Here is a 26,989-nt window from a genome sequence, read left to right on the forward strand (position 1 = left end):
ACAAGCATTTAGAAACTCTGGGGGGAAAACTCGGATTAAAACAAATCCAGCTGCCGAGGGGCCAACCCCTCATAATCTATGCCAAGCATGGCCATCAATTGCTTGGCATTACCCGCAGCATCGCCGCCGGAGTTATTATTGAAGATCACAAAAACATCCTTAACCTGCTTTTGCAAAAGTTCCAATCGTTCCTTCCACTCCATCAGCTCTTCAGTGCTGTAACGATACAGGTATCTGACTTCGCGCCAATTATCTCTGCCCTTTTGAGTCCATCCACTCACGTTTCTTCCATGAAAACGAACGATTACTGCATCCGTATGTGTGGATTCGAGCACGATTGGAACGGAACCCATCCCGGCTTGAGGTTCATCGCAGATACTGTGTATCCAACCCTCCTGCTTCATAAAAGACAGGGTTCGTTCCCGCATGTCCCCTTCAAACCAGCTTTGATGCCGGAATTCCAGTGCCAGCGAAATCTCCTTCCCATTTCCCTTGGTTGAAATAGACTCCATTCTTTCCTTTGCTTCACGGAGATTCTCTACATTCTCTTTGCTGCATTCAAACCAGGGAGGGTACTGAAAAAGCACGGCCAACAGCTTGCCGGTTTCCAGGAGCGGCTGGATCGAGGAAACAAAGTCCTTGAACATTTGTCCATCATTGGCAAAAGGCTGTCCGCCCCGTAAATGGCCTGTCATCCCCTGATAAGCTTTGACCACAAATTTAAAGCCTTCAGGCGTCTCCTCGTTCCATTTGCGCATATTTCTTTCCGGCTGAATCGCATAAAAAGAGCTGTCCAGCTCAACAATAGGAAAATGCCCGGTATAAGTTGTCAGCTTGCCTCTGCCGCTTTCTCCCAAATGATGATCACCCCAGCCGGCCAAACCGATATAGATCATTTTAAAACCTTCCTTTTTGCTCTCATTACCTCTATGATAGCGAAGCGCTATAACCCTTACAAGGCATTGCTTTTAGCTCATGTTTGGAGCGGCTTCCCTCCCATGTTAAAAAGCGAGCTGCGGCTGTAATCGTTTCACTCCTGAATTGTCTGTGGAGTATACCACTCAAGAAAAATTAAGTAGAAGAGGTAATTTTAAAACGACTGGTCCCCGTATTTATCAGAACCGCGGATGATGAAACGTATCCGCGGCTTTTGTATCTTGGGTTCCAACTATTGCTATACAGTCTACTTCAGTATCCCCTTTTGTTTTAAAAAATCGCGGGCGACGGTTTCCTCCTTCAAGCCTTCTGTATCGACTTTCGCGTTCAGCGCTTGCATGTCTTTTTCCGTCAACTGACCTTCGAGTTTGCCAAGGGCTGTCTTGATCTCCGGATGCTTGGATAAGATATCATCGCGGACAAGCGGCCCCGCGTCATATGGCGGAAAGAAGGCTTTATCGTCTTCCAATACGACAAGATTATTTACTTTTATCTGACCGTCCGTCGAGAAGGCATCGATAACGTCAACCTGCTTATCGGTCAAAGAGCGATACATGATGCCGTGATCCATGCCTTTGACATCCTTGAAATTCATCCCATATGCTTTCTGTAGTCCGGGATAACCATCCGGCCGGTCTTTAAATTCAAACTCACAGCCCAACAGCAATGACCCGGACACTTTTACAAGGTCGCTGAAGGTTTTTAATTGGAATTTGTCCGCCGTTTCTTTGGTAACGGCCAACGTATAGGTATTATTGAAGCCGAACTTATTGGAAAACACAAGATGGTCACGTTTGAGCAGATCTTGTGTTTTTTTAAGAGTTTCCTCGGAATTGCCCGTTTTTTCCTGATAATAATTGGCCGTTATCGTGCCGGTATAGTCCGGATATAACTGAATGTCGTTATTCAAAAGGGCCTTCCATGCCACGTTGGAGCCGCCTAAATTCACTTTACGGTTTACTTTCAGGCTGGTATCTTGTTCGATAATGTCAGCCATCATATGGGCCAGAATGATATTCTCCGTGAAATTTTTCGAGCCGACTGTTATGACCTCTTTACTCTTACCCGTACTGCATCCAACAAGAGCTGTTATTAAAATCATCGATAGACAAGTTACAATCCATTTTTTCATTTTTTTCTTAGTCCTCCCAACCGATCTTTAAATTTTCAACCCCCTCGGTTTCGTCAACTTCTCCATGAACCCCAATAAGAAATCAAGAACCAAGGCTAAACCTGCTGCCGGCAGTGCACCGAGGAGCACCAAGGCGTCAATATTTCGAGTGATGCCCAGGAATATAAAATCGCCTAACCCCCCTGCTCCTATAAAAGCCGCCAATGTGGCGGTACCCACATTGATAACAGTAGCGGTACGAATACCGGCCATGATAACGGAAAGGGCAAGCGGCAGTTCGACTTTAAACAGAATCTGCAAGTTCGTAAGTCCCATCCCCTGTGCGGATTCAATAATGGCTCGGTCCACATCCTGTATTCCCGTATAGGTGTTTCGGACGATCGGTAATAGAGAATACAAAAATAATGCCGCAATGGCCGTTTTCATCCCAATCCCAAAGATAGGAATCATAAAGCCTAGCAAGGCGAGGCTGGGGATCGTCTGTAAAATGCCGGCCCCGCCCAGAATCCAGGTTTTCAAATAAGGCAGACGTGTAATTGCAACGCCAAGCGGGATACTGACTATAATTGCGATGGCCATGGAGATGATGACGAGCTCGATATGCTGGAACGCAGCGTACCAAAGGTCATTACCGCGCATATCGAACTGTTTGACAAGCTGCTCCCATAAACTTTGGTTCATCAGGCTTCCTTCCTTCCCGCCCAATGGTCCGCAAATACCGTTAACAAGCTTGATCGGGTAACAATGCCAATAATCCTATTGCCATCATCAACGACTGGAATAATTCCGAATCTTGCCCCGGTTATTGCGATTAGCGCGTCCTTGGCCGTTGCTGACTCATGCAGGCTGAGGTCTGCCGGCAGGCTGATTTCCTGGATTGCTTTGATTCCTTCCATTTGAGTTTGGAGATCATAGGCAGAGACAATACCCGCTAGTTTTCCGTCTTCATCGCCTACAAGCAAAGTGTCTGTTCTCCTTTGCCGCATCAGGGACAGGGCTCTTGCCGGAGAAAGCGAAGGCAGGGCAGTCGCCGGATTTTCACGCATAATCTCCTTGATGGAAATAAAGTCCGGATTCTGATATATCCGGTTTTTTCCAATGAACGTTTCTACAAAACCATGAGCCGGCTCTCGAAGCAATTTCTCCGGAGTATCCAGCTGAAGCAAAGTGCCTTCCTTCATAACTGCGATTCGGTCAGCTAATTTCAAGGCTTCATCCATGTCATGCGTTACAAAAACGATAGTTTTCCTGACCGTTTTTTGCAGGCGGAGAAGTTCATCCTGAAGCTGTTCCCGGGTAATCGGATCCAAGGCACCAAAGGGTTCATCCATCAGTACAATCTCTGGATCGACTGCCAGGGCACGGGCAACTCCAACCCTTTGCAGTTGTCCCCCGGACAGTTCGCGGGGATAGCGATTGGCAAACTGGGCAGGTTCAAGACCAATCATTTTAAGCAGTTCATGAGCGCGTTCCTTCCTCCTGGCCGGTTTCCAGCCTTTAAGCTGAGGGACCAGGGAAATGTTTTCCTCGATTGTATAGTGGGGGAAAAGTCCGATTTGTTGGATGACATAGCCGATATTGCGTCGTAATTCCACGACATTTTCTTTGGTGATGTCTTTGCCCCTGATGCTAATGGTTCCTTCCGAGTACGGTATCAAACGGTTGATCATTTTCATGGTAGTTGTTTTTCCACAGCCACTGGGACCTATGAAGACGATGAGTTCCCCTTCTTTTATTTCAAAATTCATCGAATTAACCGCCCGGAAGCCATCGGGATACGTTTTGCTGACATGATCGAATTTAAGCATGCCTGACCTCCTTCTCATCTTTTTTGATGAACATTTTGTTCAATCCACCTTATCGAGAAAGCAGCTGAGATTAAGCCGAAGGATGAATTGAATATTACATACTATAGCAAATGAACACAAAAGATGACAACTTTATTTTAATTTAAGAGTTGTTTGTATAAATATGGAAGCTATTTCTCGAGGAAAATAAAAGGGACTGCCCGGCATAAAAATGCCAAAGACAGTCCCTTAAATTTTTCCTAAATTATTCTTCAGGTCGCCATACATTGATAAAATGATTGGTTCTTTCTTGAACCTGACCGTCACCCACTACAACAAGAACATCGTTCTCTCTGAGAATAACATGGGGGCCTGGAGAAATGGAGACGTTTGTCCCCCTGCGCAGCGCGACAATGGTCGCTCCTGTATTTTGCCAGAACTGAAGATTTGCTATGGTTTTACCCAATGCTTGAGAATGATCACTCACCTTGACTTCTATCAGATTATATGGCTTCAGGTTTTGCAATTGATCGGAAGCATTGATAAGCGCATTAATCAGCACCTCAAACTTGCTGTCGATTTCCTTCTTCTGTATCAACAACTGCTGCAAATCCTGTTTGAGGAAATAAACCGATTTCAGGTAATTATTGCGGGTAATGTAGTCATAAGCATTTTGGTCCGATATGATCTCGATCCCTTTTCCTTGTGAAACGGAAACGATGTTCTCATCCTTCAGCAGACCAATTGCTTTGCGAATCGTTTCAGGGGAAACATGGTATTGGCTTGCCAATAGGGAGCGCCCGGAAATTTTGCTTTGAACAGGAAATTCCCCACTTACAACTCTTTGGGCAATATCAAGCGCTATCGACTTGTATCCGGCCATCTCTTGCATTGTTCCTACCCCTTATTTGTACAAATGATTCGTGAAAAAGCTGCGTGACCGCCTTATTGTGTTTACCGTCAATCCTTTTTTAACCATAAAAACACTCTTGTATTTTAGCATAAATATGGAGTACAGGGTATATTTTGTTGAAATTTGATAGCTAAGCGTTGTAACCCTTACAAGGCATTGCTTTTAGCTCATGTTTGGAGCGGCTTCCATCCCCTGTTAAAAAGCGAGCTGCGGCTGTAATCGTTTCACTCCTGAATGCAAGGGGTATTATATACATAGGAACAAGAACATCATTATTAATAACAAGGAGCGTGAGTAACATGATGGGATTCATTATTACAGTGATCATGGCGATTATTATCGGCTGGATTGGGGATGCGCTCGTTAGAAGCGATATGCCGGGCGGAATTATCGGATCGATTATTGCAGGTTTTGTAGGAGCATGGTTAGGTCATTTCCTGCTTGGAACCTGGGGTCCAGTTATCGGTGGATTCGCGGTCATTCCAGCTATTATCGGTGCAGCCTTGTTCGTATTCCTGCTTGGTCTTGTGTTCAGAGGTATGCGCAGCAGCCGAGTTTAATTCCTGATTTAACCAAAACGGCAAGAGGCCGATTGCAACCATCCTTGATGGTGCTCTCGACAGAGACCGGTTGGCAACCATTCTGGTTGGTGCAGTCGGTCTTTTATTTTGTACAAGGTTACCTTTAAGTAAAGTATCGGGACAAATCATTCAAATAGCTGCTAGGATGCAGAAAAGGATATTTAAAAAATGCCGAAGCATCCGTAATTTTCTCGGAAACCTGCAGGTCATAGCTTATCATGGCTTTGATTTTTTCGGCGAATGGTTTGCTTTTGACCAATACTACGGCTTCGAAATCATGCAATGCACTCCGCATATTCAAATTATAGGAGCCATGCAGCACGCAATGGGCTCGTTTATCATAGGTGATCTTCCAATGCGAAAACCGTCCCGTCTGACTGTAATCAAAGAATGCAACTCCATTTTTGCTGGGATTATACATTCCGCTGCGCACTGCAGCTTTGTTCGTCAAATGGTCGTTGACCTCTAATGAATTGCATAGCGTAAGTCGACTTGCCGATTCCTTGTCCAGACTTTGAATCGATTTCCAGAAGTCTTCATCAATCAAGTACGGATTTACAATGATAGTTTCATCCTCTGTATAAGTCACCAGATCAAGAAAATACTGCTTGATCATATTCACTGGATTGCCTGGGAAGCTCGCCAGAAGTGAACATTGCTCCTCACCAAATTGGCGGTCCATCGGCGGGTAATGAAAGTGGTCGTCCGGATCAAAAAAGTCCCCGCCGAGTACGAGCCATTGGGCTTGAAAAAGCCGATTGAGCGGCAGAGCAAATTCGCCCCTAATCCGAAAGCATCCGTCATGCCACTGCTCATCTTCGCGAGGAATACCCAGCGTTCTGCCATCAATTTGCTGTCCCTCTGATGCTGCAAGTGGTGTCTCATAAGTATACTGGTCACCAATATTCAGACTGCCGATGATCGAGGTTACCCCATCGATAACAATGAATTTGCGATGGTTGACAATATTCAGATCGGAACTAATTCCTTCCTGGACCAAGTCCTGAAGATACAAGATTCCATCCTCCGCTCCTTGTCTCTTCAGCTGTTCCCGTTTCCGGGTCCAATCCAGTTTATTGTAGCAATTATCAAAACAATCCAGCACTTTACCGCCTGCAGCCTCCAGCTTGTCCGCCAAGAATTTAAAATCACCGACTTCCGGCTTCTTTCCATACCCCAATTTGGTAATCCCGTAATCGACCATAACCCTGACGATAACGCCTCTGGCGAGAGCATCCAAAAACGCATCCATAACCAGGTTCCCCGACCTATCGTTAAAAAAGAGCATCATCGTGAAGTGTATGTATTGCTTTGCATGTTTGATTTCTTCCAAAATCACTTTTAAATTAGAAGGTCCGTTCACATAAGCATCCACCTGATTGCCCCATGTTGTTTTCGGTGTGAGCACCTTCAATTTCTCCACATTTAATTGCGCAAGCAGCGGCACCAATGCTGAAACCAGCTCCTGGCTGTTTCCCGGCAATGGCTCAAGTTCTTCCATGGAGGTAAAACAACCTCCAAGCTCTTGCCGGTAGCGGCTAAATACTTCCACCGATCCCATTAATGCCGCGATGCTTCTGATCGTTTGTTCATCTTCAGTCAAGACCTCAAGCGGCCCTCTGGAGCTGTAATAATTGAAAAAATCTATGATGACTTGTTGTTTTTCCTGACTCCACTCCATAGGTAATTTTCCTCCCGATCACTATTCGATGAACTCTTCCATTTTTTCCGCAAAGAATAATTTGTACGCGTGCACGATCAAGATTTTTACAATCATATAGGCCGGGATCGCCAGAATCACGCCCAAAATCCCTGCGATATCTCCTGCAACAAGCAGAAGAACAATAGTCGTCATCGGATGGATATCCATTCGATTCCCATAAATATAGGGAGCTAGCACATTGCTTTCAAGTTGTTGGGCAAGGATCACCACAATCAGCGACCAAAGCACCATAGTCGGGGAGATGATAAAAGCTACAATGAGTACCGGAATGGCACCCAGGATCGGACCGATATACGGAATTATATTCAAAATAAAAGAGACTAAGGCCAGCAGTAAAGGATAAGGCAGACCTATGATTAAAAAGCCGATATACATCATCACTGCCAATAAACTGGTAATAATGACCCGCCCGACAATAAAACCGCTTAGAGCCGAATCCATTTCAAGGATCATTTCTTTCCCAATTTTTTGATAGCGTTTTGGGATGATATGCATTATCGAGGCAGGAATATGATCGCTTTCTTTTAACATGTAATAAAGCAGGATGGGGGCCGTACCGATGACAATGAAAAAATTGGTTATTGCGGATACGAAATTCACGAAATAGTTGGACGCGGTGTTGAGACCTCTATTTAAATAGTCGGACAATCTCGCCGATAGATCCGCCTCGTTGCTGACCACCATGGAGATCAGACGATTTTGCAGCATGACCTTGATTTGTCCCTGAAAATCCTGAATCAGCTTTGGCGCGCTTGCGATAAAATTGGTTATCTGCGTCTGCAGCACTGGCCATCCCACAACAAAAAATAGCATGAATAAGGCGGCTAAAAACAAGTAGATTATGAGAATCGCACTAACTTTGTTCACTTTTCGAGCTAGCAGATAATTCATGACCGGCCTCAGCAGATAATAAAAAAAACCGGCCAGCATAAAGGGCACGATCAATACATTAAATAGCGCGAATAAGGGTTTGAAGATGAAATTAATCTTGGATGTCAGGAAGATAATCAAGAGCAGCATGATGATGCCCAGGCATACTTTAAAAAACCGGCTTTGCGGAATCATACATATCCCCCTAGACATAGCTATGGATGTAAATAACCTACATGACCTTCAGGTGAATCACTTTGAAAGCAATTTTATGCGATTTCCCCCACTAGGAAGTTATTTCCATTTGACTGTTAACCTAATCAAAAGCAAAAAAAAGGAGCCGCGAGGACTCCTTCTTCGGATTGAAATTATGGAAAGCAATGAGATTGCATTAAACTTCAAATGAGCTTTTCAAAGAGACGATCAAATTAAACACCGGACTTCCCTCTGCCGAATACTTGGAATCTACATTGAAGTAGCCATGGCGGAAAAACTGGAATTTGTCCTGCGCCTTGACCTGCTTCATGTTATTCTCCACGTAGCCATGCAGAATTTCCAGCGAATTCGGATTCAGATGCTCGAGGAAGGATGCTCCGTCCTCATCATTTTCATCCAGGATGAGCGGCTCATACAGCCGGAAAACGGCGGGTACAGCCTGCTTCGCTTCGACCCAGTGAATGGTTCCCTTCACCTTACGGCCGGTAAATCCGCTGCCGCTCTTAGTCTCGGGATCATAGGTGCAGTGCAGCTCAACGACATTGCCTTCCTCGTCCTTGATGAATTCATTGCATGTAATGAAATAGGCGTTTTTGAGCCGCACTTCATTGCCGGGGAAAAGCCGAAAATATTTGTTCGGCGGATTTTCCATGAAGTCGTCCTGCTCGATATAAATCTCACGGGAGAATGGGATTTGGCGGCTGCCCATCTCCGGATTCTCTGAATTATTCTCCGCTTCAAGCATCTCCACCTGACCCTCCGGGTAGTTGGTGATGACGACCTTAAGCGGTTTGAGCACCGCCATCGTCCGCGGCGCCTTCTCCTTCAGGTCCTCGCGAATGAAATGCTCCAGCATTCTCGCGTCCACGATACCGTAGCCCTTGGAGACGCCGGTTTCCCGCACAAAATTGCGGATCGCTTCAGGTGTGTAGCCTTTGCGGCGCAGGCCCGAGATGGTGGGCATCCGCGGATCGTCCCACCCGTCCACGACCTGCTCGTCGACGAGCAGCTTGAGCTTTCTTTTGCTCATTACAGTATTCGTGATGTTCAAGCGGTTGAACTCATATTGTCTGGGCACGTTTTCCATTTCACACTCGCGAACAACCCAATCGTAGAAGGGCCGTTGATCTTCAAATTCCAACGTACAAATCGAGTGCGTAATGCCTTCTATGGCGTCCTCGAGCGGATGGGCGTAAGCATACATCGGATAGATGCACCAGGTATCCCCTGTATTATGATGATGGGCATGAACCACTCTGTAAATAACCGGATCACGCAGATTCACATTGGGTGAAGCCATATCGATCTTGGCGCGCAGCACCTTTTCTCCGTCCTTAAATTCGCCTTGACGCATACTGTCAAACAAATCGAGGTTCTCCTCTATAGTGCGCGTTCGGTATGGACTGTCTTTACCCGGCTCAGTCAACGTTCCGCGAGATTCACGGATTTGATCGGCTGATAAATCATCTACATAAGCAAGCCCTTTTCGAATCAAAATAACAGCACGCTTGTACATTTCATCAAAATAGTCCGAAGCAAAAAACAAGCCGTCCCATTGAAAGCCTAACCAAGCTACATCCTGCTTGATCGATTCTACGTATTCGATGTCTTCCTTGACCGGATTCGTATCGTCAAATCGGAGATGCGCATGTCCTTTGAATTCACTCGCCAGTTCGAAATTCAAACAAATCGATTTGGCATGCCCGATGTGCAGGTACCCGTTAGGCTCGGGCGGGAATCTGGTCACAACCTTTTGAACTTTGCCAGATTGTAAATCTTCAATTACAATGTTTTTAATGAAGTTAGATGGTGCAGCTTTGGTTTCCATAGGCGCCGGACCCAACCTTTCTCTCTCGATGTGAATAATACTCTCTATCATACACTAAATTTGATTCAAATATAAAGGAGATATCCCGATGAGCCGCTTCGAACAAAACCTTGAGAAATATGCAGAGCTTGCTGTAAAAGTAGGCCTGAATGTGCAAGACGGTCAAACTCTTGTAATTATGACGCCGGTTTCCTGTGCGGCTTTTGCCCGTAAAGTCAGTTTAAAGGCTTACGAAGCAGGCGCCAAAAACGTGATCCTCGATTGGGAGGACGATGAAGCCAAAGCCATTCGCCTGCGCTATGCTCCCGAAGAAGCATTGAACGAATACCCGATGAAATGGAAAGCGGACGGTTTTGAAGAGCTTGCTCGCGAAGGTGCGGCCTTCATTCAAATAGTAGCACCGAATACAGAGATCCTGAAGGGTATCGACCCGGAGCGCATTGGCAAATCGAACAAAGCCGCGGCCCTAGCCCGGAACGGATTTCTCAATTACCTCCGAAATAATAAAATCAATTGGAACATTGTGGCTGTCCCCACTCCGGAATGGTCCGCCCAGATTTTTCCCGGGCTGGATGAGGAAACGAGAATGGCTAAGCTGTGGGAGCAGATTTTCAAGCTGACCCGAGTTGACGCGGAAGATCCGGTTGAGGCCTGGCAGCAGCATATCGATACTCTGGTGCACAAGATGAATTACCTGAATGAGAAACGGTATGTAAAGCTGCATTACCGCGCTCCCGGTACAGATTTAACCATCGAACTGCCGAAAAAGCATCAGTGGGTCAGCGCGGGAAGCACAGCCGATAACGGCGTCTTCTATGTGCCAAACCTTCCGACTGAGGAAGTATTTACAATGCCGCATAAAACAGGCGTGAACGGTACTGTAAGAAGCACCAAGCCGTTAAGCTACAACGGCTCTTTAATTGATGGCTTCAGCTTCACCTTTGAGAATGGGAAAATTATAAAAGCCACGGCCGAGCAAGGCGAAGATATTCTGGACAAGCTGCTGGACATGGATGAAGGCGCACGATACCTGGGTGAGGTAGCGCTTGTGCCTAACGATTCGCCGATTTCCAACTCCAATCTGATTTACTACAATACCCTGTTCGATGAAAATGCATCCTGTCATCTAGCCATTGGCAATGCCTATCCCTTTACCTTGGAAGGCGGAACGTCCTTGAGCAAGGAAGAGTTGGAAGCGCAGGGCAGTAATTCCAGTATCACTCATGTTGACTTCATGATAGGCTCGGCCGAGCTGGATATCGACGGCATCACCGAGGATGGAACCCGTGAGCCACTGTTCCGCAATGGGAATTGGGTATAAGGCGGGAAAACCAGTGAGACAAGGAAGGAACCCTCCAAATGCTGTCGGCGGGCTCCTTCCTCTTTTCGGTTTATCTTTTTTTCATCTCGAAAAATTCACAGAGCTTTCTAGAATAATAGGTAAGCTCACTGACACCGGCCAGGATCACGATGCTGGCTTCATCAAAACGGGTAACAATCCCACCCGAACCCACGACATGATCGTCTTGAAAAACACGAATTCGCACCTCGCGTTCCATGGCTTCTTTGAAATCCTGATCGGTGACCAACCTGTTGTTCTGTGCCATGTTCGGTCTCCTTTATATGATTATTCATTTCATTATACATATAAATGTTGGTTGCCAATATAACTCTCATCTGTATGTTTTACAATTACTCACTCATGATCACTAGCCGCCTCCAGTGGAGTCACAGCATAGTGCAATTGAAGATCCAAATCATCGGTGAAGCTGCGAGTCTGCTCTTCCGTCCATTGGAACATATCAGCCATATAGGCGATGACCGCATCCTTCGATTGCCGCACCCAGGAGATGTTGAAGAAGAGTCCTCCCGTGCGCCGAATGAAGAAATCCACCGGCTTCACCGTCATTTCCTGCTCGATTGAATAGATGAGAGCCGCATACAGAGGAGCGGACAGACCCGCTGCCTCCGCATCAGAGCGATGTCGCTCGAGCAGCGCGAATACCGCCTCTACGTTGGAGCCGTATCGGCGAATCAGCGGCTCCGCCTCTTTGTCGGACAAGCCGAGGCGCCCAGCCTCCGCTAGTTTGTCGCGGACAAAGTGCGGCCACTGGGCCGAGCCGCCCATGTCCCCGCCGGAGATCGGCAGATGCTTCGTGCCGCTCGCCGGAATTGATGAATGGCCCGACTGCATCAGCATGTCGGCCACTTGATTCACGACCGTTTCCGCCATTTTGCGGTAGCCGGTCAGCTTGCCGCCGGCAATCGAGATGAGGCCGGAGGCGGAAACGAAAATCTCGTCCTTGCGCGAGATTTCCGAAGGATCTCGGCCTTCTTGGTGAATCAGCGGACGCAATCCGGTCCAGCTGGACTCTACATCCGCTTCCGTCAGCAGCAGGCTCGGGAACATGTCATTGGCGACATGCAGCAGATAAGCACGGTCCTTCTCGGTCATGCGCGGATTCACAATGTCGCCGTTATAGTTGGTGTCCGTAGTCCCCAAATACGTTTTTCCTTCGCGGGGAATCGCAAAGACCATCCGCTTATCCGGTGTATCAAAGTAGCTCGCCTGATGGAGAGGAAACCGCCGCTGATCAAAAACCAGATGAACACCCTTGGTCAAATGAAGTGTCTTGCCCTGTCTGGACTTGTCTTTCTCCCGCAGCGTGTCCACCCAAGGACCTGCCGCATTGATGATTTTGGCAGCACGAATCGAATAGACGCTTCCATCGATTTGATCAACGGCTCGAACTCCGGCAACAACGCCATCTTCATAGATCAATTCCTCGGCCTTCACATAATTGACGGCTTTAGCTCCGAAAGAAACCGCTTTTTTCATCACTTCTATAGTAAGCCTGGCGTCGTCCGTGCGATATTCCACATAATGACCGCCGCCTTTGAGTCCATTCTTTTTGAGCAAAGGTATGCGCCTGAGCGTCTCCTCAGTAGAGAACATTTGGCGCCTTTCGCTTCTTTTCACCCCGGCTAGAAAGTCGTACACCCGCAGCGCCAAAGAAGTTGTCAGCTTACCGAAGGTGCCTCCCTCATAAAAGGGCAGCAGCATCCACTCCGGCGTAGTGACATGCGGGCCGTTTTCAAATACAATGGCGCGTTCCTTGCCAACCTCCGCTACCATCTTCACTTCAAGCTGCTTCAGATAACGCAATCCGCCATGAACGAGCTTCGTTGACCGACTGGAAGTTCCGGCCGCAAAGTCCTGCATCTCCACCAACGCTGTGCGTATCCCTCGGCTTTGGGCATCAAGAGCGATGCCTGCCCCGGTAATCCCGCCTCCGATGACGAGTAAATCGTACGTTTGGCCATTCATTTCCTGTAAGATCTCTTTTCTGTCCAATCCCGAAAACAAAGCTTCCATAAGTATTCTTATCCTCCCTGTATATGCAAAAAAACCACGTACATGCCCAGCTCGCTCACACGAACAGGCAGTAGTGGTTTCTCCGATTCTCCAACCGATGTATTAACTTATCCGTATCATACCACAAAGCCGCTTTATTTAAAAGCCATCGCCGCGCGGACCGCTTTTTTCCACCCGTTATACAGTTCGCTGCGCTTATTTGCTTCCATCTTCGGTTCAAACGTGCGATCGATCTGCCACATCGCAGCAATTTCCTGCTGACTATACCAATAGCCCACAGCAAGGCCTGCCAGATAAGCCGCACCGAGTGCGGTGGTTTCATCGATGACCGGGCGCTCTACGCTGGCTCCCAGCATATCGCTTTGGAACTGCATCAGGAAGCCGTTCCTAACGGCTCCGCCGTCGACACGCAGCTTCCTAAGTTCTATGCCGGAGTCCTCTTCAATAGCGGTGAGGACGTCCAGGGTTTGATAAGCCAGCGATTCCAGCGTAGCTCGAATCAGGTGCTCCCTCGTTGACCCGCGAGTAAGCCCGAAAACAGCACCCCGCACATCGCTGTCCCAATAAGGGGTCCCGAGGCCGACAAACGCGGGAACGACATACACGCCATCCGTAGAAGCTACGCGTTCCGCGTAGCTTTCACTTTCACTGGCGTGTTCGATCAGATGCAGCCCGTCGCGCAGCCATTGAATGGCCGAACCGGCCACGAAGATGCTGCCTTCCAGCGCATACTGCACCTCTCCGTTCAGGCCCCAGGCGATCGTCGTTAGAAGCCCGTGCTTCGACGCAATCGGCTTGCTGCCTGTGTTCATCAGCATGAAACACCCCGTGCCGTAGGTGTTCTTAACCATGCCTTGCTCGAAGCAGGCTTGCCCAAACAGGGCGGCATGCTGGTCGCCGGCGGCGCCGGCAATCGGCACCGAAGCGCCGAAGAAATGCGACTCCGTCGTGTAAGCGTATACCTCCGAGGACGATTTAACCTGGGGAAGCATCGACAGAGGCACATCCAGATGGCGCAGCAGCGTCTCGTCCCAGCCAAGCTCATGAATATTGTACATGAGTGTCCGAGAGGCATTCGAGTAGTCAGTAACATGCGCTTTGCCGCCGGACAGCTTCCAGATCAACCACGTATCTATCGTGCCAAACAAGAGGTCACCGTTTGCCGCTTTTTCCTTTGCACCCGGAACATGGTCGAGAATCCACTTCACCTTGGTGCCTGAAAAATACGCATCAATGCGCAGCCCCGTTTTTTCCGTGAACAGCTCCTCCAGCCCTTGAGCTTTGAGCTCTTCGCAGATCTCAGCACTCTGTCTGGATTGCCACACAATGGCATGATAAATAGGAATCCCCGTGTTGCGATCCCAAACCACAGTAGTTTCCCGTTGATTCGTAATCCCGATAGCCGCGATCTGGTACGGGCTGATTTTCGTATCGGAAAGCACCTCGGCCATGACCCCGAGAATAGTCACCCAAATTTCATTGGCATCATGCTCCACCCAACCGGGCTGCGGAAAATGCTGAGTGAATTCCTTTTGCGCGATTTTCACGATACTTCCTTGATGATTGAATAAAATGGCTCTCGAGCTTGTGGTGCCTTGATCCAGTGATAATATATAGGTTTGTGCCATAGGGAATGGTCCTCCTTACAAGTTCGAACTTAGATTTACTTAACGGCAAAATGATCCCATAACTCCTTATTGGAAGTCGTTACAGCTGTTGCTCCAGCTTCAAGCGCAAGCTCAACTTCACTGACCGAACGAATCAAGCCTCCTGCGAAAATAGGAATTCCCGAGCGTTCCCTGACTTCTTTGATGATATGCGGCATTATCCCGGGCAGCACCTCAATATAATCCGGCCTGGTGCGCTCCAGCAGCGTATAGCTCTTCTCCAAAGCGCTTGAATCCAGCAAAAAGAGGCGCTGGATGGCCAATAGGCCGTTCTGCTTCGTCTTGGTGATAACGCCAGCCCGCGTGGAAATGAGTCCCGCCGGCCTAACCTGTTGGCACAGATACTCCGTTGCATACTCGTCATTTTTGAGCCCCTCCACTAGATCCACATGCAGCAGAATCTTTTTGTCGTTCGCCTTGGCGAGATCGACGATGCTGCGCAGCTGGCCTATGTGGCTGTCGAGCAGCACGATGTAAGTGAATGCAGAATCCAGCAGCTTCTCGAGATCCTTCATTTTACGGATCGCTGGCAAAATACTTTGATTATGAAATGACATGTATTCGGCTCCAATCCACGAGAGAGGGGTAAAAATAAAAAACACATAACTTGCTTCATCCAATATAGATAAGCAACCTATGTGAATCTCCCGTTCTCCATCACATTCTATGAACTTGGTTTTATTGTAATTGCAGAGCCTGCGCAGTGTCAATCTTTCTACTTGTAGCCTTTGGACAAGCTTGCAGGTAAAATATAGGTATCATCGAGGTGAGCGAAAATTTGCTGCACATCAAAGGCGGCATGATGTAGAAGTTGGAGGAAGAAGATGACAAATTCCATTCATTTGACTATGCAGGATGAAGCCATTCACAAGCTTTGCCAGGCTGACCCCCGGATGGGGATGCTGATCCAGCTTGTCGGCGATGTGTCCGTTCAACTTTGGTCCGATCCATTTCACTCCCTAGCGATGTCCATCATTGGACAGCAGCTCTCCGCGAAGGCCGCGAACACGATCAAGAGCCGAGTGAAGCTGCTGGCTCCTGAATTTACGCCTGAGCTTGTGAGGCAGATTGATGTGGAGCTTTTTCGCCAGGCAGGAGTGTCTTATGCCAAAATCTCTTACATCCACGACTTATGCGATAAAATTATCGCTGAGGACGTAAGCTTCGCTGCCCTGGATGAGCTGGATCAGGATGAACTGGTCAAGCACTTGACAAGGATCAAAGGCATCGGTAAATGGACGGCGGAAATGTTTTTGATTTTCTCGCTGGGCAAGCCGGATGTGCTTTCACTCGGGGATGCGGGGCTGCAAAGAGCCGCCAGGTGGCTTCATGAATTGGAAGAGCTAAAGGACGGCAATTATTTGGGTCAGGTTTCCCCGCTCTGGTCGCCTTACCGCAGCTATGCCTCACTTTACTTATGGGAAGCGATCGATCTGGGTTTTGTAGACTCGGGGCTTACACTTGAGCAATGCGTGGAAAATAAAACACAGGAGCCCAGCTAGGTAACTGAGCTGTGCAAGCCTGCTAGATACGTTTGCAGCATGAGCAGCAGGCTTTCATCCCGGTCCAGCTTAAGACCAAACCCGCCTTTGGCTTCCAGGGCTGCGAATCCATGTACCATGCTGCGAACAGCCCGAATCATATGAAGCGCATCTTTTTCTTCCAGCTTATACGCATCCAGAATGCGAAGCAGAAGCGTTACCAGCTCTTTGCTGGCTGCGTCGATTTCAGGGTCCGACTGTTGATTCACCAGGACTACAGCTTCATAAAGCCCTGGATGCAGCCGGGCAAAAGCTACATAATCGAGGCAAAAGGCAATAACCGCCTCATCTCCCGATTTGCCAAGCACGGCTTGCATACCCCTCTCTTTTAGCTGTTGTAACCCGTAAAGGGTCAACTGCTTGCGTAAACCCGGCAGTCCTGCGATATGATTGTACAGCGAAGGAGTTTTGATGCCCAATTTCGCAGCGAGATTAGATAGACTGACTTGTTCAAGCCCATGTTCATCTGCGAGCTGAATCGCAGCTTTTCTAATGATATCCGTATCAATTCCTTGTCTTTGCGCCACTCTAGGCCCAACCTTTCCTACTATGGATTTCAAGATGTACTCAAAGCTTTTGCCGATTCTGCGATGGCTTGATCTATGGCATTCAGCGGATTTTTAACCATTACTCCATGTCCCACTGCGAGCAGGGTTGGCGATAGTAGCCTCAGCTTGCGGGCTGATTCGAGCGCAACCGCTTTGTTCCAAGTTGCAAAAGCGGGAAATGGAAACCCAAGCTTGAATGTTCCCGAAACAGCTATCCCTCCGCGAGTGACAAGGGCATCGCCTGCGATTAAAGCGCCGCTCCTGGAATCCATAAACGCCATATGTCCCGGCGTATGGCCTGGGGTTGCAACGGCCTTTAATGATACGACGCTGTCTCCATCCTCCAGGAGTATATCCGCTTGTGTCTTAACGGATTTCGGCACGCCGCCTTTGATCTTGGTATCAGGTTCGCCCGGCTCAAGTTCAACGTTGCCTGTCATCAGCTTCGAATCCCGTCTCGAAATATACACCTTCACCAGAGGCAGGCTCTGTTTAAGACCATCCAATCCTCCAACATGATCTTGATGAGCATGCGTCAAGATGATACGAGTGATCGGTTTACCCAACTGTTCTGCGGCTTGCAGGATTCCCTTAACGCCAAACGGCATTGCTGTATCGATCAATGTCAACTCCGAATCCTCTTCAATCAAATAACAGCTAACCGGAAAAAAATTGGGCAAAAATGTTATTTGTGTGAGGTGACCTACTTTGGTTATGCGCGGCATGATAATGATTCCTCCCTATTTAACTAACATAATTAGTATATTAACTAATGATATTAGTTTTTGCAAGTGTTTTATTTTATTGTGTTACAATAAATGAATAAATACACTTCATACATAAAGAGATCAAACCACATTGAATACGATGTTGGAACAATCGTAAGATTAACTGAGCATAGGGCAGATAACCTTAAAGTTACGGGGCGACAGCTCCTATTATCGAATTATCTGAATATTTACTTTTCTTGTCCGAAAGCGTATTCTATATGTACGGCAACTGATATTACAGTCTTGTCAATTGGTTATATCTTTCAATCCAGATTCTATCCTAACCTTGGATAATGCTTTAATCACTGGATTGAATTGGATATAAAACACAATCCACTGGAAAGGGGATAGTCCAATGACGTAGGTAAGCGAAGCATGCCTGAATTAAAGAAACACCATTAGTTATTTTTTTGGAAGGAGAAGCTTGGTTTCATCCTCACCAAAGAAGGCATGTGGGAACTCAACCGCAAGGACGCTGGACAAATCACTATTCAGTTACCAACCATTTAATAAAATGAAAATAGTAGTCGTTATGAATCATTCAATTTGAAAATTTACAACCGTAAGTGTTGTTCGATAGGAGCTGTCAGTTCACAATTGAATAATTTGAATATGTTGTAGGGATTCCGGTTATTTCTAATAAGCGGGATCCCTATTTGCGTTTATACATAAGCTTACTAATACGCCTTGTTTGACGTTATCCTCTATTTGGTTAATAAAAGGTTAGGCAATGGCCTTTTAAAATAAGGGAGTTGAATCTATGCTGAGGGAGTGTTTTTATCATACATCGGTAAGCAACTGGGCCTATGCCTATGACAAAGACACGATTCATCTTCGCATTCGCACCAAGCGCGATGATGTGGAAGAAGTGTTTGTCGTTACCGGCGATAAATACGATTGGGAGCGAACGAAAGCCGACTATGAAATGTTCAACATTTCGTCGGACTCCTTGTTCGATTACTGGGAGGCCCATGTGAAGCCTCGATATAAAAGACTTTCCTATGGCTTTCGCCTGCGGTCGGGGGATGAATACGCCTGGATGGTCGAGCTCGGCATCTACGATGAACAGCCTTATCCGCCCAGCGGTTATTATGATTTCCCCTATATCCACGAGAATGACATGCACTCAGCCCCGGAGTGGGCAAAGGAAGCCATCTTTTATCAAATCGTACCTGAACGCTTTGCCAATGGCGACACCTCCAATGACCCGGACCATACGGAACCTTGGGGCGGGCAGCCCACCAACGATAATTTTTTTGGCGGAGATCTTCAGGGCATTATGGATCATCTGGATTATCTTGGGGATCTGGGGATTAATGCGATTTATTTAACTCCGGTTTTTGAAGCGCCTTCCAATCATAAGTACGATACAGTTGATTACAGGAAGGTGGACCCCCACTTTGGCGATAATGCATTGCTCAAGAAATTGGTGGGAAAATGCCATGACCTGGGTATTCGCGTGATGCTCGACGCGGTATTTAACCACTGCAGCGATCAATTTACTCCATTTCAGGATGTTCTCACACACGGCAAGTATTCCATATACGCAGATTGGTTCATCATCAGAGAGTACCCGCTTGAAGTGAAGGACGGCGTTCCCACCTATGGGACTTTCGGCTTTTACGGCAATATGCCTAAATTTAATACCTCCAATCCTGATGTAAAAAAATATCTGCTGAGTGTCGCGGAGTATTGGATTAAAGAGATTAAAATCGACGGCTGGCGGCTGGATGTAGCCAATGAAGTCGACCATGAATTTTGGCGGGATTTTCGGAAAATTGTTAAAGCTGCGAACCCTGAGGCCTACATCGTCGGGGAGGTTTGGAATGATTCCCTGAAATGGCTCTTGGGCGATCAGTTCGACTCCGTGATGAATTATCCTTTTTCCGAAAAGGTACTTCAATTCTTCGACGATCCTAATATGGATGGCAGCAATTTCGCCGACAGTATAGGCTTCCTTCAAATGCGCTATCCGCAGCAGACCAATGAGGTTATTTTTAATCTGCTGAACAGCCATGATACACCCCGCGTGCTCACTCGCATGAATGGGGACAAGCGAAAGCAAAAGCTGTGCGTTGTTTTTCTGTTGACTTATATCGGTACACCCTGCATCTATTACGGGGATGAAGTTGGACTTACCGGTGGCCAGGATCCGGATTGCCGGAAATGCATGGAGTGGGATATAGGCAGGCAGGATCGCGAGCTGTACGACTTTTATAAATGGCTGATCGCGCTGCGCAAAAACAACAAAGCCTTGCGTCGCGGGTTCTTCCGCTTCCTGAAAGCAGATCAGAATGATTCCCGAATCATCTATGAACGGATTGACAGCGATTCTCACTTCACCATCTGGATGAACAACACGGATCAAACCACCTGGCTGTCCCATCCGATGGAAACCAACGACTGGAAGGACGCTCTCTCCGGGGAAGACGTTCCCCCTGTGGATGGCGTTATGCATATAAGGCTGGATGAATTCGGCTACCGGATTTTGTACCGTAAACTTAACAAGTAGATAATGTGATAGAGGAGGAATAAACCATGACTAAACAACAAGAAAATCAACGCTTGCAGGGTAAAGTAGCCGTAGTGACCGGGGGTGGTTCAGGCATCGGAAGGGCTTCGGCCATCTTAATGGCTAAACACGGAGCAAAAGTGGTCATCGTGGAAAGAAATGGAGATCGCCTTAAACAGGTGGAAAAGGAAATCGAACAATCAGGGGGTACCGCTCTATCTTTTGTGGCGGATATTTCAAAGCCCGAAATGATGGAATCCTGCTTCAAGCGGACTGTTGAGAAGTATGGAACACTGGATATCGTATTTGCCAATGCCGGCATCAATGGAGTTCTGGCCCCTATCGAGTTGATGACCGATCAGGACTTTGGCACAACCGTGGATATCAACCTGAAGGGTACCTTTTATACGGTAAAATATGCAATTCCTTACATGAAGGAACACGGAGGCAGCATGATCATCACGAGTTCGATTAATGGAAATCGCGTATTTTCCAATTTTGGCTTCAGCGCATACAGCTCGACCAAGGCGGCGCAGGTTGCTTTTATGAAAATGGCAGCTTTGGAGCTTGCCCAATTCAAGATTCGGGTGAATGCGATTTGCCCGGGAGCTATTGAAACAAACATTGATGAAAATACGGAGAGAACACCGGAGGTCGAGGAAATTACGATTCCTGTGGAATTCCCGGAGGGGGATCATCCGCTGGCGGATAAACCGGGTTCTGCGAAACAGGTAGCCGAGCTGGCCTTGTTCCTCGCATCGAAGGACTCCTCGCATATTACCGGGACAGAGATTTATATCGACGGTGCGGAATCTTTGATTCACGGGTAATTGAAAATTTTAGATCTCAAGATCGGAACATACAAACCCAGGCATTTCTCGAAATTCAGTCCATGACAAATATACACATCAGGAAGAAGTGTCGCAATTGAAGCCGATGCCAGGAATAATGTGCCAAAAGCTGCACATCCTAAACACACAACTTTCAGGAAGTGAGGTGCGCAAAATGCGTCTTCAAAAATGTCTTTCTATCCTCTTAGGGCTCTCCTTGATCGTCAGCACCGGCTGCGGCCAGGTTGCAAGCCCCTCCCCCAAATCGTCGTCGTCCCCATCGCCCTTCAGTTCGTCGTCCATGGGTGGTGCGTCACCCGCATCCGGCGGCCAGGCATCTAACGCTCGGACTGGACCGGCCTCAGGTGGAGCATCCAACGCTCGGTCTGGACCGGCCTTAGGTGGAGCATCCGGCACGGTCGACAGTGTGTCCACGTCGAGCTTCACAATGACGACATATGGGGGTCAGAATGTGACCGTTAACGAGGCGTCCTCCACGACGTATATGAAGGGGACGAGCTCGACCTCGGCGAGTGCCCTTACAAAAGGCGATCGCGTCCTCGTACTTGGGACGACCAGCGTGCTTGGGGCGAGCAGCGGAACGACCATCACGGCCACGCAGGTCATCGTGCAACCGGATCTGGTCGGTCAGCTCCCGGCGAACTACACTGAGGGGTCGGGGACGATCGTCAGCGGAACGGCAGCTGATAATGCGACGGAAGCGGCGCTGGCTGCCTACCCGTGGGGCGTCGTTGACCGCGTTGTGCAGCTTAGCAACGGCGAGTACGAGGTCCACAACATCACCGTCAAATGGCCGCACCACATCTTTGTCACCCAGGACTTCAAGGTCGTCGGCGCCAATTCGAAGATGCCGCAGTAGAGCATACATCAGCTCGGACAGCTCTTCGATCCGACCGGGCGGGTGGCGCTTGTCGTCTCAAGCTCCGGCGGCGGTCGGTCGGAGCGGCGAACTCGCCGACTGCTGCGGGGTCATCATCGTGCTCGGGGAAGAGGTTGGCCATCGAGGCCTCGGACAAGTAGCGGCGCTCGGCGGCCTGGTGCCATTAGAGCCCAACTGTTATTAGTCTGACTCCAACCATCAAGGGGCATCACAAACTGACGTACCCATTCTGGGTATCGCACCAGCATTTATATCGTGGGAGCACAGCAGGCCATCGAAATCGGCCTCCATGATCTGCATTGTCGACACCATCAATAAGAGCAGTCCGAGAGAGCGAATATGATTATGAAATGGTTTGTAAAATTTTAACGATCCCTTTTTCAATAACGGAATCGTCTACAGTATCTAGATATTCAGGTTTAAGCAATTGATACTGTTTCATTTTATAAAAATCAATAATTGCTTGTTTCAAGGTGACATCATACTGAATAGAAAATGATGGTTCCATGATGCACCTCAGCACAGCGTCATCTTGAACCATAAACAGCACAGCATTCATTCTGTTGAAAATCTTCTGATCCATCCCGGATTCAAAAAAAGTTTGTAAATTTTTATTTCGATTTTGTTGGGCAGCTGCAAGATTTTCAAAAAGTTGCGGATAAAATTCTTTGAGATCATGTAAGAACAAATCAGATAAATAAATAACACTTATCACCGATTGTAAAAATGTTATTTGAAAGCGCTCGATAAAAGAGACGGAATCATCTTTTACAACGGTATCAACCTCTTGCAAGTAGTTAATATAATACTCTACAACCTGCTGGATGATTTCATCTTTGGATGAAAAATGCTTATAAAGTGTCACTTTGCTAATATCCATATATTTTGCGATATCGTCTATTTTTAGTTGGCTGAATTTGATTCTTCTAATAACAGGTATAATTTTATCAATATATATATTGACGCTCACGGGTTTTCTCACTAATTGAAGCCTCCTTTGATAATCATAAATAATATTATATCAAATTCGCAGGCACCACAAACATTCTTTATTAAATTAATATATTTAACTAATTTAATAAAAAAAGTTTACTTTATTAATTTCCCGTTGTATAATCAATCCTGTATCTAACATCCTATACCTGATAAACCAAGGGAGGAAAGAAAAGATGAAAAATATGCGTGTTTTTGTCACAGGAGCGACGGGCTTCATCGGTTCCGCCGTCGTCCGCGAACTCATCGATGCCGGGCATCAGGTCGTCGGCCTTGCCCGCTCAGACAATGCCGCCGCGTCGCTGACGGCTACCGGAGCCGCGGTGCACCGCGGTGCACTCGACGACCTCGACAGCCTGCGCGACGGCGCCGCGGCAGCAGACGGCGTCATTCACCTGGCGTTTAAGCACGACTTCTCGGACTACGCCGGCGCGGTCGCAGCGGATCTGCGCGCCGTCGAGACGATCGGGGCGGCGCTCGAGGGCTCCGGCAAGCCGTTCGTGATCACCTCGGGAACATTGATGCTCGCATTTGTGCTCCCGCCGGGGCGTCTCGGGACGGAGGAGGTTGCGGTCGACGCCGCAGTGCCCCGGGGCGCATCGGAGAACGCGACGATCGCGCTGGCTGAGCGCGGAGTGCGTTCATCGGTCGTTCGTCTCGCACCGTCCGTGCACGGCGAGGGCGACAAGGGCTTCGTCCAGAGGCTGATTGACATTGCTCGCGACAAGGGCGTCTCTGCGTACATTGGCGACGGGTCCAACCGCTGGCCGGCCGTGCATCGCCTTGATGCGGCGCGCCTGTTCCGGCTTGCGTTGGAAGCCGCGCCGGCGGGCTCACGGCTGCACGGGGTCGGCGATGAGGGTGTGCCATTCAGTGACATCGCCGGCGTCATCGGTCGCCACTTGAACCTGCCGGTGGTCGGCATTTCCCGCGAAGAGGCAGACGCCCACTTCGGCTTTCTCGGCGCCTTCGCATCGGCCGACAACCCGACGTCGAGCGCACTGACCCAGGAACGCTTGGGATGGCGGCCATTGCACCCCGCACTGATCCCAGACCTCGAACAAGGTCACTACTTCAGGACCTGAAGATGTCCGGTCCGGGTCACGAAGACGCCGCTCCACAGTGCCGAGCAACTTAGGCTCAGGACTCATTTGGTTTACGGGTAATGACTAGCTACGCTGGTACTACCCCTCCATGCAGAGGGAGTTTCGTTATGTATTTCATAACGAAACTCCCTTTTTTGACGGACACTTATCTTCGTCCTATTCTCCAAATAAAGTGCTTCACATAACTGCCCGTCAGCTGAGAAGGCTGCCGATCAAATTCATCCGGCAGCCATCTATTGATGTGTATTGAGCTATAGTTTCAGTTAGTGGAATAGGATATATCAACGTTAATTATCGAACAATCCTCTGCGAATCAAGTTTGCAGTAATCGGCTGCTTTCAGCTGATGAATATTTATGCGAATGCATTGCCTAAAAGTTCCCCGGTTGCTGGCAAACTGACCATATTACTACAGTTCAGCAATACCCCAAATTTGATTTTCTCCACAATTAGTCCAAACGGTCAGTAATACACGGTGACTCGTCGGACACACCAACAGGAGGGCGTTACGTTCGCTGCCTCTTACCTTAATAAACTAACCGTCTATGGCATTCATCCTCAAGCATTTCCCTCAGTCGAGGAGATGCCTTATCTAACATCGTTTGAAATTGGTCTCGTTGAATGGTTAAAAACGTGCAGGGCGTCAAAGTGCGAATGGTTGCCGTTCTAGGCATGGATAACATCAAAGAAATTTCTCCAAAATGGTCTCCGTCGGACAAGACGGCTGCCCGCTTCATTTCCTGCTCACCCTTGAAGAATTTTAATACTTCCACCTGCCCGCGAACGATGATATAAAATTTATTGCCCTCTTCCCCATGTTCAACTACTGTTTCTCCCATATAAACGAATTCTGTAATCAAGCTTTCGCTCAGGTACTCCAATAGATCCAAATCGAGACCTTTGAACAATTCAATATCCCTCAGCCTGTCGACTTCCACCTTAACCGAGCGGCTTTCACGGGAGAAGACAAATCCGCTTTGCTTCCTCCACATGCTTTGATACATATCACACCGGGATAGCAGCTGTTCATGCGACCCGCTATCTCGAACCTTGCCATTATCCATCAAAATAATTTGATCCGCATCTTTTACCGAGGATAGACGGTGGGTTACATTAATGATCGTTCTTTTCCCAATCAATTCATGCAGGCTTTGGTAAAGGATATCTTCATTTTCAGGGTCGAGGGCAGAAGCAGCTTCATCCAGCACAAGAATGCTGGGCTTGCGAATGAGCGCTCTGGCAATAGCCACACGCTGCTTTTGTCCCCCCGAGAGCGATTTTCCATTTTCACCGCATACCGTTTGATATCCATCAGGCAGCCCCAAAATCCAATCATAAATGCCGGCACTCCGGGCGGCCGCGTCTACCTCTTCATCCGAAGCATTAGGTTTACCTAATAAAATGTTCTCTTTGATACTTAGATTAAATAAAATATTTTCCTGAGACACATATCCCGTCATTTCTCGTATAGCTGCGGCAGATAAACGACGCGTATCCGTTCCATCCAATTCAACCTGTCCATCAGAGGGATCATAAAAGCGCATAAGCAAGCTGATAATCGTACTTTTCCCCGAACCGTTCATGCCCACAATAGCCGTATAATTATAAGCGGGTACGCGTATATTCAGCTTCTCAATGACATTTCTAGCATCGGCTGGATAAGAGAAGCTCACCTGACTTAAGCGAATTTCCTGATTGAGCTGATTCACCGATAGAACAGGCTGACTTGGAAGCTCATCCTCTCCGAACTTTTCTCTCAGCAAATTATTGATACGGTTATAGCTCAAGGAAGAGGAAAGCAATTGTGGAAGATGCTCAGATAATAACTTCAGCTGTTGGCTGATACTGATAAAAAAGCTTTGAAACGCTATTAGTATCCCTATACTTATGGCATTCGTCAGGCACAAATAAGCCCCGATGAAGATAGACAGCAGATTCCATAAAAGCAGCACATTCGAAACGGAGGTCGGCATGGATCGGGATAAAAAATGAGCGCGAATCGTAAGCGGCTTTTGTTCCTCGGATGCACTCTTTAAGCGTGACAATTGCCAATGACTCAAACCGTATGCTCTAACGACACTTTGAACTGAAAAATGCTCTTGAATAATATCCATCAGCGAAGTTTGCTTTATTTTTACCGTATCACTCGTTTCAATAGCTTTCCGGCTCATGAGTTGGGGGATACTCAAGGAAATAATCATTCCGACGATGGAAAGAACAGCTAGACTCCAGTGCAGCGTTGCGATCAGAACCAGATAGAAGATCAGACTCATAATCGAGTAAAATGCAGGAACAAACGTCATAAAAGCCGCATGGACAGCAGCTAAGTCCGTTGTAAACCTGGACGTAAGACTGCCTCTGCTCATTCGGTCGTAAAAGGAAGCTGGAAGCCGTTGAATATGATTAAAAAGGAGCAGCCTGGAGTCTATCTGCATCGACGTACTTATTTTAGCAATCCAAAAATCTCTTAGAATGGTGCAGCTTATATGTACGATAAATCCGGCAAGCAAGACAATCAGGATGACAGCCAGTTTATCAAAGTGTTGATTCAATAGAATGATTTCATCGATGATATACTTGATGCTTAAGGAAAAAGATGAAGTATAGATCAATGTGACGATCATCGTCAGCATAATGCCTAAAGACAATTTCCTGTAATTCCAATATTGGAAAAATAGATAGTGAATTAAACTTTTCAAATAGAGATCTCCTTTTGTGACTGAATGTTACTTCATTCGCCAAAAAATACTGCAATCCCTT

23 protein-coding genes are annotated in these 26,989 nt (G+C 47.6%); 7 read left to right on the top strand and 16 right to left on the bottom strand.

Annotation, left to right across the window (positions count from 1 at the left end; translation table 11 throughout):
- Positions 1 to 35: 35 nt before the first annotated feature.
- From BLV33_RS16680 to BLV33_RS16700, 5 genes are all read right to left on the bottom strand, one after another.
- The gene (locus BLV33_RS16680) at positions 36 to 896 is read right to left on the bottom strand and encodes a DUF72 domain-containing protein (RefSeq protein WP_090794124.1); all 861 of its coding nucleotides are present in this window, start codon (positions 894 to 896) and stop codon (positions 36 to 38) included.
- A 287-nt stretch (positions 897 to 1,183) separates the two neighbouring features.
- A complete protein-coding gene (locus tag BLV33_RS16685) occupies positions 1,184 to 2,068 on the bottom strand; it encodes a glycine betaine ABC transporter substrate-binding protein (protein ID WP_090794127.1) in 885 nt (294 codons plus the stop codon).
- A 27-nt stretch (positions 2,069 to 2,095) separates the two neighbouring features.
- A complete protein-coding gene (locus tag BLV33_RS16690) occupies positions 2,096 to 2,749 on the bottom strand; it encodes an ABC transporter permease (protein ID WP_366414820.1) in 654 nt (217 codons plus the stop codon).
- Entirely contained in the window at positions 2,749 to 3,876 is a 1,128-nt protein-coding gene (locus BLV33_RS16695; protein ID WP_090794130.1) for an ABC transporter ATP-binding protein, read from the bottom strand. The genes BLV33_RS16690 and BLV33_RS16695 overlap by 1 nt, the downstream gene beginning before the upstream one ends.
- 244 nt (positions 3,877 to 4,120) lie before the next feature.
- Positions 4,121 to 4,747 (bottom strand): GntR family transcriptional regulator, encoded by a 627-nt coding sequence (locus tag BLV33_RS16700; protein WP_090794133.1) that lies wholly within the window; start codon positions 4,745 to 4,747, stop codon positions 4,121 to 4,123.
- 320 nt (positions 4,748 to 5,067) lie between these two features.
- Here BLV33_RS16700 and BLV33_RS16705 point away from each other — a divergent pair, with 320 nt between their 5' ends.
- Positions 5,068 to 5,328: a GlsB/YeaQ/YmgE family stress response membrane protein gene (locus BLV33_RS16705; RefSeq protein WP_090794135.1), complete on the top strand. Its 261-nt coding sequence runs from the start codon at positions 5,068 to 5,070 to the stop codon at positions 5,326 to 5,328.
- A 124-nt stretch (positions 5,329 to 5,452) separates the two neighbouring features.
- Here BLV33_RS16705 and BLV33_RS16710 read toward each other — a convergent pair whose 3' ends face one another.
- The 3 genes from BLV33_RS16710 to BLV33_RS16720 form a co-directional block, all read right to left on the bottom strand.
- On the bottom strand, positions 5,453 to 7,030 hold the full coding sequence (locus tag BLV33_RS16710; RefSeq protein WP_090794138.1) for a phospholipase D-like domain-containing protein: 1,578 nt from the start codon (positions 7,028 to 7,030) through the stop codon (positions 5,453 to 5,455).
- A 21-nt stretch (positions 7,031 to 7,051) separates the two neighbouring features.
- Entirely contained in the window at positions 7,052 to 8,137 is a 1,086-nt protein-coding gene (locus BLV33_RS16715) for an AI-2E family transporter (protein ID WP_090794141.1), read from the bottom strand.
- A 196-nt stretch (positions 8,138 to 8,333) separates the two neighbouring features.
- The gene (locus tag BLV33_RS16720; RefSeq protein ID WP_090798984.1) at positions 8,334 to 9,986 is read right to left on the bottom strand and encodes a glutamine--tRNA ligase/YqeY domain fusion protein; all 1,653 of its coding nucleotides are present in this window, start codon (positions 9,984 to 9,986) and stop codon (positions 8,334 to 8,336) included.
- Between the two features lie 88 nt (positions 9,987 to 10,074).
- Here BLV33_RS16720 and BLV33_RS16725 point away from each other — a divergent pair, with 88 nt between their 5' ends.
- Positions 10,075 to 11,307: an aminopeptidase gene (locus tag BLV33_RS16725; protein WP_090794143.1), complete on the top strand. Its 1,233-nt coding sequence runs from the start codon at positions 10,075 to 10,077 to the stop codon at positions 11,305 to 11,307.
- A 70-nt stretch (positions 11,308 to 11,377) separates the two neighbouring features.
- On the opposite strand, the gene BLV33_RS16730 is transcribed toward BLV33_RS16725, so the two are convergent.
- The 4 genes from BLV33_RS16730 to BLV33_RS16745 form a co-directional block, all read right to left on the bottom strand.
- A complete protein-coding gene (locus BLV33_RS16730) occupies positions 11,378 to 11,593 on the bottom strand; it encodes a hypothetical protein (protein ID WP_090794145.1) in 216 nt (71 codons plus the stop codon).
- An 89-nt stretch (positions 11,594 to 11,682) separates the two neighbouring features.
- Positions 11,683 to 13,362, bottom strand: coding sequence for a glycerol-3-phosphate dehydrogenase/oxidase (locus BLV33_RS16735; RefSeq protein ID WP_090794147.1), 1,680 nt, complete (start codon positions 13,360 to 13,362; stop codon positions 11,683 to 11,685).
- A 134-nt stretch (positions 13,363 to 13,496) separates the two neighbouring features.
- A complete protein-coding gene (glpK, locus tag BLV33_RS16740) occupies positions 13,497 to 14,990 on the bottom strand; it encodes a glycerol kinase GlpK (protein WP_090794150.1) in 1,494 nt (497 codons plus the stop codon).
- Between the two features lie 35 nt (positions 14,991 to 15,025).
- On the bottom strand, positions 15,026 to 15,586 hold the full coding sequence (locus BLV33_RS16745; protein WP_090794152.1) for a glycerol-3-phosphate responsive antiterminator: 561 nt from the start codon (positions 15,584 to 15,586) through the stop codon (positions 15,026 to 15,028).
- 267 nt (positions 15,587 to 15,853) lie between these two features.
- Here BLV33_RS16745 and BLV33_RS16750 point away from each other — a divergent pair, with 267 nt between their 5' ends.
- Positions 15,854 to 16,531 carry a DNA-3-methyladenine glycosylase family protein gene (locus BLV33_RS16750; RefSeq protein ID WP_090794155.1) on the top strand — a complete coding sequence of 226 codons (678 nt, stop codon included), beginning with the start codon at positions 15,854 to 15,856 and terminating at the stop codon, positions 16,529 to 16,531.
- Here BLV33_RS16750 and BLV33_RS16755 read toward each other — a convergent pair.
- On the bottom strand, positions 16,528 to 17,097 hold the full coding sequence (locus BLV33_RS16755) for a TetR/AcrR family transcriptional regulator (RefSeq protein ID WP_090794159.1): 570 nt from the start codon (positions 17,095 to 17,097) through the stop codon (positions 16,528 to 16,530). The genes BLV33_RS16750 and BLV33_RS16755 overlap by 4 nt on opposite strands.
- Positions 17,098 to 17,126: 29 nt before the next feature.
- Complete coding sequence (locus tag BLV33_RS16760; RefSeq protein ID WP_090794162.1) at positions 17,127 to 17,843, bottom strand: MBL fold metallo-hydrolase; 717 nt, start codon at positions 17,841 to 17,843, stop codon at positions 17,127 to 17,129.
- A gap of 805 nt (positions 17,844 to 18,648) precedes the next feature.
- Between BLV33_RS16760 and BLV33_RS16765 the strand changes: the two genes are divergently transcribed.
- The 3 genes from BLV33_RS16765 (at position 18,649) to BLV33_RS16780 (ending at position 22,110) form a co-directional block, all read left to right on the top strand.
- Positions 18,649 to 20,400: an alpha-glycosidase gene (locus BLV33_RS16765; RefSeq protein WP_090794165.1), complete on the top strand. Its 1,752-nt coding sequence runs from the start codon at positions 18,649 to 18,651 to the stop codon at positions 20,398 to 20,400.
- Positions 20,401 to 20,426: 26 nt separating this feature from the next.
- Positions 20,427 to 21,230, top strand: coding sequence for an SDR family oxidoreductase (locus tag BLV33_RS16770; protein ID WP_090794168.1), 804 nt, complete (start codon positions 20,427 to 20,429; stop codon positions 21,228 to 21,230).
- 472 nt (positions 21,231 to 21,702) lie between these two features.
- On the top strand, positions 21,703 to 22,110 hold the full coding sequence (locus tag BLV33_RS16780; RefSeq protein ID WP_090794174.1) for a hypothetical protein: 408 nt from the start codon (positions 21,703 to 21,705) through the stop codon (positions 22,108 to 22,110).
- Between the two features lie 364 nt (positions 22,111 to 22,474).
- Here BLV33_RS16780 and BLV33_RS16785 read toward each other — a convergent pair whose 3' ends face one another.
- The gene (locus tag BLV33_RS16785) at positions 22,475 to 23,113 is read right to left on the bottom strand and encodes a TetR/AcrR family transcriptional regulator (protein ID WP_090794175.1); all 639 of its coding nucleotides are present in this window, start codon (positions 23,111 to 23,113) and stop codon (positions 22,475 to 22,477) included.
- A gap of 196 nt (positions 23,114 to 23,309) precedes the next feature.
- Between BLV33_RS16785 and BLV33_RS16790 the strand changes: the two genes are divergently transcribed.
- Positions 23,310 to 24,209: an SDR family oxidoreductase gene (locus BLV33_RS16790; protein ID WP_090798986.1), complete on the top strand. Its 900-nt coding sequence runs from the start codon at positions 23,310 to 23,312 to the stop codon at positions 24,207 to 24,209.
- A 547-nt stretch (positions 24,210 to 24,756) separates the two neighbouring features.
- On the opposite strand, the gene BLV33_RS16795 is transcribed toward BLV33_RS16790, so the two are convergent.
- On the bottom strand, positions 24,757 to 26,928 hold the full coding sequence (locus BLV33_RS16795) for an ATP-binding cassette domain-containing protein (RefSeq protein ID WP_090794177.1): 2,172 nt from the start codon (positions 26,926 to 26,928) through the stop codon (positions 24,757 to 24,759).
- Positions 26,929 to 26,989: the final 61 nt, after the last annotated feature.

Origin of the sequence: Paenibacillus sp. GP183 (assembly GCF_900104695.1) — a bacterium.
GTDB lineage: Bacteria > Bacillota > Bacilli > Paenibacillales > NBRC-103111 > Paenibacillus_AI.

What these genes read in the sequence shown, in the direction of transcription:
- BLV33_RS16715 (WP_090794141.1), bottom strand. Translation starts at nt 8,137, where the DNA reads ATGATTCCGCAAAGCCGGTTTTTTAAAGTATGCCTGGGCATCATCATG.
- BLV33_RS16760 (WP_090794162.1), bottom strand. Translation starts at nt 17,843, where the DNA reads ATGCCGCGCATAACCAAAGTAGGTCACCTCACACAAATAACATTTTTG.
- glpK (WP_090794150.1), bottom strand. Translation starts at nt 14,990, where the DNA reads ATGGCACAAACCTATATATTATCACTGGATCAAGGCACCACAAGCTCG.
- BLV33_RS16790 (WP_090798986.1), top strand. Translation starts at nt 23,310, where the DNA reads ATGCGTGTTTTTGTCACAGGAGCGACGGGCTTCATCGGTTCCGCCGTC.
- BLV33_RS16735 (WP_090794147.1), bottom strand. Translation starts at nt 13,362, where the DNA reads ATGGAAGCTTTGTTTTCGGGATTGGACAGAAAAGAGATCTTACAGGAA.
- BLV33_RS16710 (WP_090794138.1), bottom strand. Translation starts at nt 7,030, where the DNA reads ATGGAGTGGAGTCAGGAAAAACAACAAGTCATCATAGATTTTTTCAAT.
- BLV33_RS16705 (WP_090794135.1), top strand. Translation starts at nt 5,068, where the DNA reads ATGATGGGATTCATTATTACAGTGATCATGGCGATTATTATCGGCTGG.
- BLV33_RS16695 (WP_090794130.1), bottom strand. Translation starts at nt 3,876, where the DNA reads ATGCTTAAATTCGATCATGTCAGCAAAACGTATCCCGATGGCTTCCGG.
- BLV33_RS16765 (WP_090794165.1), top strand. Translation starts at nt 18,649, where the DNA reads ATGCTGAGGGAGTGTTTTTATCATACATCGGTAAGCAACTGGGCCTAT.
- BLV33_RS16770 (WP_090794168.1), top strand. Translation starts at nt 20,427, where the DNA reads ATGACTAAACAACAAGAAAATCAACGCTTGCAGGGTAAAGTAGCCGTA.
- BLV33_RS16720 (WP_090798984.1), bottom strand. Translation starts at nt 9,986, where the DNA reads ATGGAAACCAAAGCTGCACCATCTAACTTCATTAAAAACATTGTAATT.
- BLV33_RS16690 (WP_366414820.1), bottom strand. Translation starts at nt 2,749, where the DNA reads ATGAACCAAAGTTTATGGGAGCAGCTTGTCAAACAGTTCGATATGCGC.
- BLV33_RS16725 (WP_090794143.1), top strand. Translation starts at nt 10,075, where the DNA reads ATGAGCCGCTTCGAACAAAACCTTGAGAAATATGCAGAGCTTGCTGTA.
- BLV33_RS16680 (WP_090794124.1), bottom strand. Translation starts at nt 896, where the DNA reads ATGATCTATATCGGTTTGGCCGGCTGGGGTGATCATCATTTGGGAGAA.
- BLV33_RS16745 (WP_090794152.1), bottom strand. Translation starts at nt 15,586, where the DNA reads ATGTCATTTCATAATCAAAGTATTTTGCCAGCGATCCGTAAAATGAAG.
- BLV33_RS16685 (WP_090794127.1), bottom strand. Translation starts at nt 2,068, where the DNA reads ATGAAAAAATGGATTGTAACTTGTCTATCGATGATTTTAATAACAGCT.
- BLV33_RS16700 (WP_090794133.1), bottom strand. Translation starts at nt 4,747, where the DNA reads ATGCAAGAGATGGCCGGATACAAGTCGATAGCGCTTGATATTGCCCAA.
- BLV33_RS16730 (WP_090794145.1), bottom strand. Translation starts at nt 11,593, where the DNA reads ATGGCACAGAACAACAGGTTGGTCACCGATCAGGATTTCAAAGAAGCC.
- BLV33_RS16750 (WP_090794155.1), top strand. Translation starts at nt 15,854, where the DNA reads ATGACAAATTCCATTCATTTGACTATGCAGGATGAAGCCATTCACAAG.